Source organism: Demequina muriae (genome assembly GCF_030418295.1).
GTDB lineage: Bacteria > Actinomycetota > Actinomycetes > Actinomycetales > Demequinaceae > Demequina > Demequina muriae.
This window is the reverse complement of record NZ_JAUHQA010000001.1, coordinates 2,552,109-2,565,225: the sequence shown is the minus strand read 5'-3', so window position 1 is coordinate 2,565,225 and position 13,117 is coordinate 2,552,109. Positions and strand designations below refer to the sequence as shown.

The window sequence follows — 13,117 nt, the reverse complement described above, 5'->3', positions numbered from 1 at the left end:
ACGGGCCAGGAAGCGATGGACGCGCGGGGCCCGGGCGCGACCGCACGGCGGAGGCCGTGGCACCCCATTGGCAGATCGACGGTGACGTGAACGAGGCACCCCTTCCGAGACACTCAAGGGTCTCGATGATATCCCTCGCCGGTCACGGATCTCCGCTCAGTGAGCGCGCGCGACCGCGCCGTGTGACACACCGCACTCGCGACCAGCGGCGCCGATCCCGTCCGCCCCGCCGGGCGAGCCACCCGTCCCGCGCGGGGCGCGGGATCCGAAGCCCTAGTGAGTCGCCAGCGCGTAGTCCGAGGGGCGGTACCACGCGTAGACGCTCACGATCCCTCGCTGCCGGTAGAAGACGCCGCGCTCACTGTTGCCGGTGCCATCGGTGGTGTTGCCCTCGACCAGCCAGAGCGTGTCGCCGGAGACGCGATCCACGATCCCGGTGTGCGACGGTCCCCCGCTGCGGCCCCAGTCCATCAGCACGACGTCGCCCTTCCGCAGCTCGCTCGTCTGAGGGCTGTAGTCGAGGACGCCGGCGCGGCGCAGATCGGCGAAGTAGTCGTCGAAGTGCTTACGCTTCGGCACTCCCGCGGCGTAGCCGGAGTGCCCGTAGACCCACGACACGAAGACGCTGCACCACGCCTCGTTGCCGTTGATCCAGTCGTTGTACTTGTTGTTCCGCCACGACGGCTCCCGGTAGCCCACCTGCGACTTTCCCACTTCAATCGCCTTGCTCGGGGAGTAGAAGCCGCCCACCGACACGTACTGCGCGGGGGTCCACGAGTACTGGCCGTTGATCTTGAGCTCCCACCAGCCGCCACGCTCCACACCCGTGAACATGCCTCGGTCACCCTTGTAGGCGGTGGTCTCGACCGTGCTCGAGACGCCCGGGAAGAAGCGCAGATGGAGCGTTCTCGAGGTGACAGTCACCCAGATCGGATCCCACGCAGGCTTGCGATGGGTGAAGTGGCTGGCAGGCGCCCAACCGTAGACGCCCCTCACCTTGAACTCTCGCCATCCGCCCTTCTGCTGGCCGGTGGCGAGGATGCGCGAGTCCTGGTGGGCGGTGGCGCGGACTGACGACGAGGGTGAAGCGCCCGCTCGGAAGTCGACCTTCGTCGAACTGACCCAGACGTAGTCGTCGAAGCCGGCATCGATGCCGGACGGAACCATGGAGGCAGCCTCAGTGCTCGCCACCGATGTGGTCGCGGCGGAGTCCGCAGCCGCGGCGCTGGCCGCGGTCGGCCACACGGCCGTCAACGCGACAGCGACCGCAACCGCCATCGCAGAGCCACGCCTTCGGACTTGGCCTTGAGTGGTGGTCGTCATGGTGTCTCTCCCGGGGATCGCTTGCAGCTCATCGTTGGCGCCTTGCCACGCTCTGCCACCGACGGTGAAGCATCCGCGACTCGGCACCCTGCCATCGCAGGCTAACAAACCGGACACAACGTCTTCCTCAGAAACACTCAGAGAAGCTCGCCGAGTGAGATATCGCGCACGACGGAGCCCTCTGCACGCGGCACGCGCGGTCCTCCCGCGCGCCGCCGCGACCGTCCTAGCGAACGGCCTCCTCGGCCACCGACTCGTCACCGGTCTCCGCCACGAAGTCCACTCCGGCCTCGGCGCGCTGCTCCGGCGTGATGGGCGCAGGCGCCGCGGTGAGCGGGTCATAGCCGCCGCCGGACTTGGGGAAGGCGATGACATCGCGGATCGAGTCCGCGCCCGCCAGCAGCGCGACCACACGGTCCCAGCCGAACGCGATGCCGCCGTGAGGCGGCGCGCCGAACGAGAACGCCTCGAGCAGGAACCCGAACTTCTCCTGGGCCTCCTCCTCGCCGATCCCCATCACCGTGAAGACCCGCTCCTGCACGTCCTGGCGGTGGATACGAATGGACCCGCCGCCGATCTCGTTACCGTTGCACACGATGTCGTAGGCGTAGGCGAGCGCCTCGCCGGGGTCGGTGTCGAAGGTGTCGAGGAACTCCGGCTTGGGCGACGTGAAGGCGTGGTGGACCGCGGTCCACGCACCGGAGCCCACAGCGACGTCGTCATCGGTCTCGTCGTCGCCGACCGCCTTGAACAGCGGCGCGTCCACGACCCACACGAACTCGAAGCGGTCCTCGTCGATGAGCCCCACGCGGTGGCCGATCTCGAGCCGCGCGGCACCCAGCAGTGCTCGCGAGGGGCCGGGCTTGCCCGCGGCGAAGAACACGCAGTCGCCGGGCTCTGCGCCCACGGCCGCGGCCAGGCCCGCGCGCTCGGCGTCGGAGAGGTTCTTGGCGACGGGGCCGGTTAGCTCGCCGTCCGCGCCGATCAGCACGTACGCGAGGCCACGCGCGCCACGCTGCTTGGCCCAGTCCTGCCACGCGTCGAGCGTGCGGCGGGGCTGGTCGGCTCCGCCGGGCATGACGACGGCGCCTACGTAGTCGTTCTGGAAGACCCGGAACGGGGTGTCCTTGAAGTACTCGGTGAGTTCGGTCAGCTCGAGCCCGAACCGCAGGTCCGGCTTGTCGGAGCCGAACCGTGCCATCGCATCGGCGAAGGTGATGCGCGGAATGGGCGTCGAGATCTCGTGACCGGCCAGTGCCCACAACTCGCGAACGATCTCCTCGCCCAGCGCGATGACGTCGTCCTGGTCGACGAAGCTCATCTCGATGTCGAGCTGCGTGAACTCCGGCTGCCGGTCCGCGCGGAAGTCCTCATCGCGGTAGCAGCGGGCGATCTGGTAGTAGCGCTCCATGCCGGCCACCATGAGCAGCTGCTTGAACAGCTGAGGCGACTGCGGCAGGGCGTACCAGGAGCCGGGTGCGAGCCGAGCAGGCACCAGGAAGTCACGTGCACCCTCGGGGGTCGAGCGCGTCAGCGTGGGCGTCTCGATCTCGAGGAAGTCGTGGCGGTCGAGCACGCGGCGAGCCGCCTGGTTGGCCTTCGAGCGCAGCACCATGTTGGCCCGCGGCTGCGGGCGGCGCAGGTCGATGTAGCGGTGCTTGAGGCGGGCCTCTTCGCCGACGGTCACATGCTCGTCGACCGGCATCGGCAGCGGGGCCGATTCGTTGAGAATGGTGACGTCGCTGACGACCACCTCGATCTCACCCGACGGCAGGTTGGCGTTGGCGGAGCCCTCGGGCCGCTCGCGCACCTCCCCGGTGACCTGGATGACGTACTCGTTGCGCAGGCTGTGCGCGACCTCCTCGCGGATCACCACCTGGGCGAAGCCGGACGCGTCGCGCAGGTCGATGAATGCCACTCCCCCGTGATCGCGGCGACGGCCCACCCACCCGGCGAGTGTGACGGTCGTTCCGGCGTCGGAGGCCCGGAGGTTTCCAGCGAGATGGGTGCGAAGCACAGTTGAGCCTTTCTGGCGCGCGGCGTGCGCGAGGGGTTGACGGCAGGAAGCGTGGGTTCGAGTCTAGCGGCGCGGCGGCGGAGGCTCGATGCGCCCGCTCCCCCTCGCTGTCCGGCACTCATTGTCGGCTGCAGCATGTTTCGACCTCCCGTCCGGCACCGCGTGGACACCAGTGCCGGACAGGGTGCCGCCACCTCGTCTAGGCGACAGTGAGTGCCGGACAGGACGGGTGCAGGCGGCCGATGCGGGGGCTTAGGACGTCACGATGCGCGGGCGGGCGTCCTCGGCGGGGGGCTCCCAGCTCGCCGGGTCAGCCGCGACCTGATCACCCGAGCGGATGTCCTTGACCTCGCCGGAATCCGCGAACCACACGAACGGGATGCCGCGCCTGTCGGCGTACTGGATCTGCTTGCCGAACTTCGCCGCGGCGGGCGCGACCTCGGTCGCGATGCCTCGCGCACGCAGAGCGTCGGCGATCGCGTTCGAGGCGGGGCGCGTCGACTCGTCCGTCACGGCGACCAGCACCGCCGACGGCACCGCACGCGACGCCCGCGCGAGGTTCGCGCCGATCACGCGGCTCACGAGGCGGCTCACGCCGATGGACATGCCGACACCCGGGAACCCGCCGCCCGCGACCAGCGAGTCGTAGCGGCCGCCCGAGCAGATGGAACCCAGGTCCTCGTGGCCCGCCAGGAACGTCTCGTACACCGAGCCCGTGTAGTAGTCGAGCCCCCGCGCGATGCGGAGATCGGCGACTGCGGTGTCCGGCACCGCGGCGTTCACTCCTTCGACCAACGCCACGAGCTGAGCCAGCCCCTCGCGCAGCTCGGCCTGCGGTTCGGCGACGTCGTCGATGGTGGGAGTTGTCGCCCACAGGTCCTCGACCGCCGCCACGAATCCCGCGTCCGGCGCGCTGATGCGCGCGAGCTCGAGGACCGCATCGGCCGCGCTGGCGCTCACGCCCTTGCCGGTGAGCTCGACGCGTACGCCGTCCGGGCCGATCTTGTCGAGCTTGTCGACGCTGCGCAGCGCGCCCGCGACGTCGTCGATGCCCACGCCCCGGTAGAAGCCCTCGACCAGCCGGCGGTTGTTGACGCGCATGGTCGCGGCGGGAACGGGCAGGGCGGCGAGAGCGCGAGCCATCACGACGGCGACCTCCACCTCGAGATGGGCGGGCAGAGTGTCACGCCCCACCACGTCGATGTCGGCCTGATAGAACTCGCGGTAGCGGCCCTCCTGCGGGCGCTCTCCGCGCCACACCTTCTGTATCTGGAACCGTTTGAACGGGAAGGCGAGGGCGTGCTGGAACTCCTCGACATAGCGGGCGAACGGCACGGTCAGGTCGAAGTGCAGTCCCACCTTGGACTCCGCGTCCGGTTCGGCGCCCAGCCGGCCGAGCGTGTAGATCTCCTTGGCGGCATCGGACTTGCCCGCCAGGCGGTCCAGCGGCTCGACCGCGCGCGTCTCGATCTCCGCAAAGCCGTGGAGGCGGAACGTCTCGCGCAGCGACTCGATCAGCTGCGCCTCGACGACGCGCTCAGCGGGCGTCCACTCGGGGAATCCGGACAGGGGTCTCACGCGTGCCATGGCCCCATTGTTCCACCCCGCCAGCGCTGGTATGTGCCGCTCGTCGCGACTCCTAGACTGGGGCGCCGAGGGCCGCGCCGCGTCCCGCACCGCCGTGGAGGAGTCGCCATGTCGCACCAGCGTTCAAGGAACGCCGCTCGCGAGTACGAGAAGCGCCGCCGCGAGGCGCTCGAGCGCAAGCATGCCGAGCACGACCAGGCGCGTCAGCAGAGCCGCCGCCGCTGGCGCATCGGCGCGATCGTCACCGCAGCGGTGGCGGCCGTCGCGATCGTGGTGTGGGTGCTCCTCACCCTTCTCGGCTCGGACGACGAGGCCATCGAGGCCGCCACGCCGAGCGCGGCGCCCTCCGCTGAGGACACCACGTCCGAGCCGTCCGCATCGACCCCTGGCGCCGAGCCCACCTCCGACGAGCTCGGCTGGGCGAGCTCGGGCGAGGCACCTGATCCTTCTCTGGCAGAGGGACGCACGTGGACCGCGAGCATGAGCACCAGCGTGGGCGACATCGTGATCGAACTCGATGGCGCCGCAGCCCCCCAGGCGGTGGCGAGCTTCATCGCACTGTCGGGGGAGGGCTTCTTCGACCAGACCGAATGCCACCGGCTCACCACGGCGGGCATCTACGTGCTGCAATGCGGAGACCCCCTGGGAACCGGCACCGGCGGACCGAGCTACCGCTACGGTCCCATCGAGAACGCCCCCGAGGATGACGTCTACCCCGCAGGCACGCTCGCCATGGCCCGCATCGGCGGCGACGGCGAGTCGATGGGAAGTCAGTTCTTCGTGGTCTACCAGGACTCCACCATCCCCTCTGACGCCGCCGGCGGGTACACCGTGTTCGGGCAGGTGGTCGAGGGTCTGAGTATTGTGGAGGGCGTTGCCAGTGCCGGAACGATCACAGGCGAGCCCGACGGGCGCCCGGCACAGTCCGTCATCGTGAACGAGGTGTCCCTGTCATGACCACCCCCAAGCCCACTCCCCGGCCCAAGCCCCGCCCTCCGGTGGGGCCGAGCCCTGCCGTCGTGGCCGCGCACGCGACCCACCCGGTGAAGGTGCCGGTGGCGAGCGACGTCACCGAAGAGGAGCTGGCAGCCGCCGCCTCGTTCGGGACCGTGGCGGACGGTGAGGTCTCGGTCAAGGACGGCGACGACACCAGGGTCGTGGGGCCAGCGACGGGCGAGGACCCCCTCAAGCCCTACGTGAAGGCGTATGTCGAGCTCAAGGCTTCGATCGAGCGCTTCCACGCTCGGCTCGCATCAGCGGGCCTGTCACCCAAGGACATCGACGAGACCCTCATCGGTCTGCGCGAGTCTCTCGTCGCGCCCGAAGCGGTGGGCGACCTCCCCGCGCTCCGCGCGAGGCTCGAGGTCGTCTCGGGCGAGGCTGAGGCGATCCGGGAGCGCGTCCAGGAGGAACGCCGCGTCGCACGCGAGGAGGCGCTCGCCGATCGTGAGCGCATCGTCGCGCGCGCCGAGTGGATCGCCGACAAGCCGGAGGCCCAGGTCCACTGGAAGGACGACACCGCCGAGCTGCGCTCGCTGCTCGACGAGTGGAAGGCGTCCCAGCGCGGCAATGCTCGCATCCCTAAGGATGCCGAGAAGGCCATGTGGAAGCGGTTCACCACCGCGCGATCGTCGTTCGAGAAGGCTCGCAAGCATCACTTCGCCGAGCTGGACCGTGCGAACTCGGACGTCGCCTCCCGCAAGGAGGAGCTGGCCGCACGGGCCGAGACGCTCGCCGAGTCCACCGACTGGGATCGCACCGCCCGCGAGTTCCGCGACCTCATGGCGGAGTGGAAGCGCTCTGGCCGCGGACGCCGCAGCGTCGACGACGCACTGTGGAAGCGATTCCAGACCGCCCAGGACGCCTTCTTCGAGTCACGCCGGGCTGCCTCGAACGCCGAGGACGAGGCCCTCGCCGACAACGTGGCCGCCAAGGAGGCCGCTGTCGCCGAGGCCGAGGGCATCCTTCCGATCAAGGACCTGAACGCGGCGAAGCAGGCGCTGCGCGTCGCTCAGGACCGTTTCGAGGACGCAGGAATGGTTCCTCGCGGCGACGTGGCCCGCCTCAACAAGCGCATGGGCGCGGTCGAGAAGGCCGTGCGCGACGCCGAGGACGCGCGCTGGCACCAGCGCAACCCTGAGATCGAGAGGCGGGCCTCCGGCGCTGCCGCGCAGCTGCAGGCGGCGATCGCCGGACTCGAGGACGACCTCGCCAAGGCGGAGTCGAAGGGCGACAAGCGCCGCATCAAGGAGGCCGAGGAGGCGCTCGCCGCCCGTCGGTCGTGGCTCGAGCAGATCGAGGGCGTCGTCAAGTAGTTCACGACGGTCGGGCGACGGCCTGACCATCACCGCTGTCCACAGCACGGCCGGACCCCCGACCACGGGGTGTCCGGCCGTGCGACACTGCGGCGCATGTGGATCGTGAGACGCACCGACATCGGTCGCCTCGCGTACGGCCGCCTCGTGCGTGACCGCGTGATCACGCCCTTGCTCCCTGGAGTGGCGCTGCCGCTCGACATCCCGGACACCCCGGCCATCCGTCGGCGTGTGCTCGCGGACGCCGTGCCCACCGGCTGCCAGGCGACCGGCGCCGCCGCGCTGTGGGCTCACGGGGTCGGCGCGAGGCCCGCCGTCATCGACATCCGGTGTCCGGTCGGTCGCCACGTCCGCTCGTGGAGCGCACCGCTGCCAGTGGCGTTCCACGGCGTCGGGATCACCGCTCCCCACTCCCCCGTCGCCGACGTCGCCACCGCGACGGCCGATGCGCGGCGGTGGGCTCCCGCGACGGGCGCCTCCGAGGCAGTCAGTACGGGCGGCGCTTGGCGCCGGTGAGCCGGCGAGCGTCGTAGACGCCATCGATCTTGCGCACAGCGGCGATGACGGCACCCAGGTGCGACGGGTCCGCCATCTCGAAGGTGAACGTATTGAGCGCGACCCGGTCCTGATTCGTCGAGACATTCGCACCGAGGATGTTGACGTGGTAGTCCGACAGCACCCTCACGACGTCGCTCAGCAGCCGGTTGCGGTCCAACGCCTCGACCTCGATCTGCACCATGAACGTGGCGTCCGACTGCCCAGTCCACTGGACGTCGATGAACCGCTCCTGCTCGCTCTCGAGAGCGCTGAGGTTCTGGCAGTCGGCCCGGTGCACGCTGACGCCGTTGCCGCGGGTGACGAAGCCCCGAATGGGGTCGCCCGGCACCGGCGTGCAGCACTTGGCCAGCTTGACCACCACATCGGTGAGGCCGTGGACCGAGATTCCCGGGTCGCCGCGGCGCGCGCGTGCGGCGCCGGTGCCCGGACGGGTGATCTCCGTGACATCCTCGTCCGCGCCCTCGGCACCGCCCACCGCGGCCACCATGCGCGCGACCACGTCGCCCGCCTGCTCCTTGTGCTCACCGATGGACGCATAGAGCGAGTCCACATCGTCGTAGTGCATCTCCTTGGCGAGCGCCAGCAGCGTGGACTTGGACATGAGGCGCTGCATCGGCAGGTGCTGGCGACGGATCGCGCGAGCCAGCATGTCGCGGCCCGTCTCGATCGACTCCTCGCGACGCTCGCGCGTGAACCACTGCCGGATCTTGTTGCGCGCCCGCGTGGACTGCACGAAGTCGAGCCAGTCTCGCTTGGGGTGCGCGTTCTCGTCCGACGTGGTGAGCACGTCCACCGTGTCGCCGTTGTCGAGGGTCGAGTCGAGCGGCACGAGCCGGCCGTTGACCTTGGCGCCGATGGTCTTGTGCCCCACCTCGGTGTGCACCGCGTACGCAAAGTCCACGGGAGTGGCGCCCTGAGGCAGCGCGAGCAGCTTGCCGCGCGGCGTGAACACGTACACCTCGGCACGCGAGATCTCGCCGCGCAGCGCGTCGAGGAACTCGGTCGGATCCGCGGTCTCCTGCTGCCAGTCCGCGATCTGCCGCAGCCAGCCCATGTCGCCGCTGCCCCCGCTGCCGCTCGAGCCGCCGCCGCGCTCCTTGTACCGCCAGTGGGACGCGAGGCCGTACTCCGCCCGACGGTGCATCTCGTGAGTGCGAATCTGCAGCTCGACCGGCTTGCCGCTGGGCCCGATGACCGTGGTGTGCAACGACTGGTAGAGGTTGAACTTGGGCATCGCGATGTAGTCCTTGAAGCGGCCCGGCACCGGCTGGTAGCGCGCGTGCATCGCCCCCAGCACTGCGTAGCAGTCTCGGACGGAGTCCACCAGGATCCGCATGCCCACGAGGTCGTAGATCTCGTTGAGGTCGCGACCTCGGACGATCATCTTCTGATACACCGAGTAGTAGTGCTTGGGGCGGCCGGTGATCACGCCCCTGATCTTCATGTTCTTGAGCTCGGTCTCGATCTCGGCCCTGATCTCCGCCAGGTAGCGCTCGCGCTCGGGGGCGCGCTCCGCGACGACGTCGACGATCTCCTGATAGATCTTGGGATACAGCGTCTTGAACGACAGGTCCTCGAGCTCCCACTTGATGGCGTTGAGCCCCATGCGGTGCGCCAGCGGCGCGTAGATCTCGAGCGTCTCCTGAGCCTTGCGACGTGCGCTCTCGGGTGAGACGTGCTTCCAGGTGCGGGCGTTGTGGAGGCGATCGGCGAGCTTGAGCAGCAGCACGCGGATGTCCTTGGCCATCGCCACAACCATCTTGCGCACCGTCTCGGCCTGAGAGGCGTCGCCGTACGAGACCTTGTCGAGCTTGGTCACCCCGTCGACGAACGTCGCGACCTCGTCCCCGAACTCCTCACGGATGCGGTCCAGCGGGTGCTCCGTGTCCTCGACGACGTCGTGGAGGAGGGCGGCGGCGATCACCGTGTCCGGCAGCCCCATGTCCGCGATGATCTGCGCGACGGCGATGGGGTGGATGATGTATGGCTCGCCGCTCTTGCGCTGCTGACCCTCGTGAGCCTCGTCCGCGATCCGGTACGCGCGCTCGATCATGCCCGTCTTCGCGCGCGGGTACATGCGGCGGTACGTGTCGAGCACGCCGTCGATCGCGGTCGGCTCCTTCGCCGGCCGGCGCAGGAACGCGAGCGGGCCCGTGGGCGGCGAGGAGTGCCGGATGTCAGTCACTCAGGCCTCCTTCACGATTCGCGGTGGCTGGCCGCGCCGGGGTGGAGGCTCAAGTCTACTGGCGGCGCGAGGCGCTCAGTGGCGTCCTTTGCGACGGGGCTGCGCCTTGGTGCCGCGGTGCTCGCCCGGCTGGAGTGCGCCGACGCGCACCGTTCCGTCCTCGTGCACCACGACATCGGCCTCGCCGGACTCGCGCAGCGCCAGGACCTTGGCGGTGTGCTCCTGGATCCGCGACTCGCGGCGGCGCAGCGCCACCTCGAGCGGAGTCGCGACGAACACCGACGAGTACGTGCCGACGGCCATGCCGACGAACAGCGCCAGCGCGATGTCGCTCAGCGTTCCCGCGCCCAGCAGGAACGATCCGATGAACAGGATCGAGCCCACGGGCAGGAGCGCGACGATCGACGTGTTGATCGAGCGCACCAGGGTCTGGTTGACCGCGAGGTTCGCCAGCTCCGCGTACGTGTAGCGGCTCTGCGCCGTCAGGTCCTGAGTGTTCTCCTTGACCTTGTCGAACACCACGACGGTGTCGTAGAGCGAGTAGCCCAGGATCGTCAGGAAGCCGATGACTGATGCGGGCGTCACCTCGAAGCCCACGAGGGCGTAGATGCCCACGGTGAAGAGCAGGTCGTGCAGCAGCGCGATGATGGCCGCGGCCGCCATGCGCCATGCGCGGAAGTACAGCGTGATGACGGTGAACACCAGCAGCAGGAAGATCACCAGCGCCTGCAGCGCCTTGGCGCCCACCTCCGCACCCCAGGTGGGGCCGATCTGGTCGAAGCTGATGTCCTCCAGCGGAACTCCGTACGCCTCGGACAGCGCGTCGCCGAGCGCCTGCTGGTCGGCGTCCTCCAGCACGCCCAGCTGCACGCGCAGATCGTTCTCACCGAGCACGCTGATGCGAGGCTCCTGGGCGGGGTCGATCGCTGCGATCGCCTCTTCGGCGGGACCGGAGTCCGTGTCGGAGACGTTGGCGAGCACGTACTGAGTGCCCCCGGTGAAGTCGATGCCGGGGTTGAGGCCCTTGCCCACGAGCAGGCCGAGCGCCGCGAGCATCAGGATCGCCGACGCGATGAAGAACCGCCCGCGGTGCTGGACGATCGGGTAGGTCTTCTCCCCCGAGTGGAGCTTGTTGCCCCAGGTGGCGAGGTTGGCGCTCATCGTGAGTCCCCCTTCGGCTCGGTGCCCAGAGGCGACTGAACAGCATTGGACGCTGGCGCATCGGGCGTGGCGGCCTCGCCCCGCCGTGCCGCCGCCTTGCGCTCCGCGAGCGTGAGGCCATCGGCGCTCACAGGTGCGGCGGCGCCGGTGCGGACGCGACCACGCCCCTTGTAGAGCGTCTCCCGGCCGAGTTGGCGCGGATCCAGCCCGGACCAGCGGTGGCCCTCACTGAAGAACTTGGTGCGCGCGAGGAGCACCATCAACGGGTGGGTGAACAGGAACACCACGAGCACGTCGAGCAGCGTCGTGAGACCCAGCGTGAAGGCGAACCCTCGGACACCGCCCACGGCCAGCGCGTACAGCGTCACCGCTGCGAGCAGCGAGACCGCGTCCGACGCCAGGATGGTGCGGCGCGCACGGCGCCACGCGTGGTCGACGGCGGACTGCAGGGACCGGCCCTCGCGCAGCTCGTCGCGAATGCGCTCGAAGTACACGATGAACGAGTCCGCGGTCACACCGATCGCGATGATCAGACCCGCGACGCCGGCGAGCGACAGGCGATAGCCGAGTCCCCACGACAGCAACGAGATGACGCCGAAGGTCGTGGCTCCGACGATGACCAGCGAGGCGATGGTCACCAGTCCGAGCGCGCGGTACTGGAACAGCGAGTACAGGAAGACCAGGAACAGGCCGATCATTCCGGCGATCAGGCCCTTCTCGAGCTGATCGGCTCCCAGGGTCGCGGAGATCTGCTGGTTCGACTGCACCTCGAGGCTGAGCGGCAGTGCGCCGAAACGGAGCTGGTTCGCGAGCTGCTCAGCCTGCTCCTGAGTGAAGTCACCCGTGATCGACGCCTCGCCGTTGGTGATGCGATTGTTCACCACCGGGTAGGAGATCACGACGCCGTCGAGGACGATCGCGAACTGGTTGCGCGGCTCCTCCAGGTTGAGCAGGCGCGTGGTGACGTCCCCGAACTTGGTGGCGCCCTCGTTGTCGAACTGGAGGCGGACCTCGTAGCGACCCGTGAGGGTGCCGGTCTGCGAGGTCTCGGGGCCGCTGGTCGCGGTCTCCAGGTCGTCGCCCTCGATCTCGACCGGACCCATCGCGAGCTTGGCGAGGCCGAACTCGGCGCACGCTGCATAGCCGACGTCGGGGTCGCCCATCGACCGGCCGCCGAGGTTCTCGGGGTCGAGGCAGTTGAGCGACTCGAACTCCTCGAGCAGGGTCTCGTCGAGCCACGCGAAGGATGACGGGTCCTCGGGCTCGGCCGCTTCATCGCCGGGGGCCGTGGTGGGGGCGGCGGTCGGCTCCGCGGTCGCCTCAGGGGCGGGAGTGGCCGATGCGCCGGTCTCGGTCACCGTCTCGGTGCCGGTGATCACGTTAGCGGCTTCCGATGCGGACGGCGACGGCTCAGCGCTGGGCTCGGCCGATGCGCCGGCAGTGGCGTCAGCACTGGGCTCAGTCGTCGGCTCGGCGCTGGGGTCTGCGCTCGGGTCGGGGATCGGGGTCGAGACGCCGGGGTCGCCCACCACGAGCACGGGACGGAACTGCAGCTGTGCGGCCTGTGACACGAGGTCGATGGTCGACTGCGGCGGGTTTCCTGGAAGCGCGACGACGATGTTGCTTCCCTGAGTGGTGATCTCCGCCTCGGCGACGCCGGAGCCGTCCACGCGGGCGCGGATCACCTCGACGGCCTGCTCGAGGTCAGTCTGCTCGATCTCTTGGCTCGAGCCCTCTTCGAGGACCGGCGTCAGAATGATCTGGCGACCGCCCGCGAGGTCGAGCGCGAGGCCCGGGGTCCACGAAGCGTTGCCTGACAGGACGCCGGCGGAGAGCAGCCCGAAGATCGCGACAACGATCGCTCCGAGCCAGATCAGCGACTTGCGCGCGCTCTTGGTGACTTTCGACACAGAATTCCTCACGATTTTTTGGTGCTCATGAGAGCCCTGGCGATTCTAGGGGTGAAACGGG

At 69.4% G+C, this 13,117-nt stretch carries 9 protein-coding genes; 3 read left to right on the top strand and 6 right to left on the bottom strand.

What is annotated here, in order from left to right; all coding sequences use genetic code 11:
• Positions 1 to 273 precede the first annotated feature (273 nt).
• The 3 genes from QQX02_RS12095 to hisS form a co-directional block, all read right to left on the bottom strand.
• The gene (locus tag QQX02_RS12095; RefSeq protein ID WP_301143388.1) at positions 274 to 1,278 is read right to left on the bottom strand and encodes a CHAP domain-containing protein; all 1,005 of its coding nucleotides are present in this window, start codon (positions 1,276 to 1,278) and stop codon (positions 274 to 276) included.
• Positions 1,279 to 1,549: 271 nt separating this feature from the next.
• The gene (gene aspS, locus QQX02_RS12090; protein ID WP_301143387.1) at positions 1,550 to 3,340 is read right to left on the bottom strand and encodes an aspartate--tRNA ligase; all 1,791 of its coding nucleotides are present in this window, start codon (positions 3,338 to 3,340) and stop codon (positions 1,550 to 1,552) included.
• A 252-nt stretch (positions 3,341 to 3,592) separates the two neighbouring features.
• Positions 3,593 to 4,927, bottom strand: a complete 1,335-nt coding sequence (gene hisS, locus QQX02_RS12085) for a histidine--tRNA ligase (protein ID WP_301143386.1) — start codon at positions 4,925 to 4,927, stop codon at positions 3,593 to 3,595.
• 108 nt (positions 4,928 to 5,035) lie between these two features.
• Between hisS and QQX02_RS12080 the strand changes: the two genes are divergently transcribed.
• The 3 genes from QQX02_RS12080 to QQX02_RS12070 all read left to right on the top strand — a co-directional run bounded on the left by QQX02_RS12080 (position 5,036) and on the right by QQX02_RS12070 (position 7,758).
• Entirely contained in the window at positions 5,036 to 5,884 is an 849-nt protein-coding gene (locus QQX02_RS12080; RefSeq protein ID WP_301143384.1) for a peptidylprolyl isomerase, read from the top strand.
• Positions 5,881 to 7,242, top strand: coding sequence for a DUF349 domain-containing protein (locus QQX02_RS12075; protein ID WP_301143382.1), 1,362 nt, complete (start codon positions 5,881 to 5,883; stop codon positions 7,240 to 7,242). Before QQX02_RS12080 ends, QQX02_RS12075 begins: the two co-directional genes overlap by 4 nt.
• Before the next feature lie 96 nt (positions 7,243 to 7,338).
• Complete coding sequence (locus tag QQX02_RS12070; protein ID WP_301143381.1) at positions 7,339 to 7,758, top strand: hypothetical protein; 420 nt, start codon at positions 7,339 to 7,341, stop codon at positions 7,756 to 7,758.
• Here the strand turns inward: QQX02_RS12070 and QQX02_RS12065 are convergent.
• The 3 genes from QQX02_RS12065 to secD all read right to left on the bottom strand — a co-directional run bounded on the left by QQX02_RS12065 (position 7,730) and on the right by secD (position 13,068).
• Entirely contained in the window at positions 7,730 to 9,985 is a 2,256-nt protein-coding gene (locus tag QQX02_RS12065) for a RelA/SpoT family protein (RefSeq protein ID WP_436968515.1), read from the bottom strand. The genes QQX02_RS12070 and QQX02_RS12065 overlap by 29 nt on opposite strands.
• A 75-nt stretch (positions 9,986 to 10,060) precedes the next feature.
• Positions 10,061 to 11,146, bottom strand: a complete 1,086-nt coding sequence (gene secF / locus QQX02_RS12060; protein ID WP_301143380.1) for a protein translocase subunit SecF — start codon at positions 11,144 to 11,146, stop codon at positions 10,061 to 10,063.
• Positions 11,143 to 13,068 carry a protein translocase subunit SecD gene (secD, locus tag QQX02_RS12055; RefSeq protein ID WP_301143379.1) on the bottom strand — a complete coding sequence of 642 codons (1,926 nt, stop codon included), beginning with the start codon at positions 13,066 to 13,068 and terminating at the stop codon, positions 11,143 to 11,145. The genes secF and secD overlap by 4 nt, the downstream gene beginning before the upstream one ends.
• Between the last annotated feature and the right edge of the window lie 49 nt (positions 13,069 to 13,117).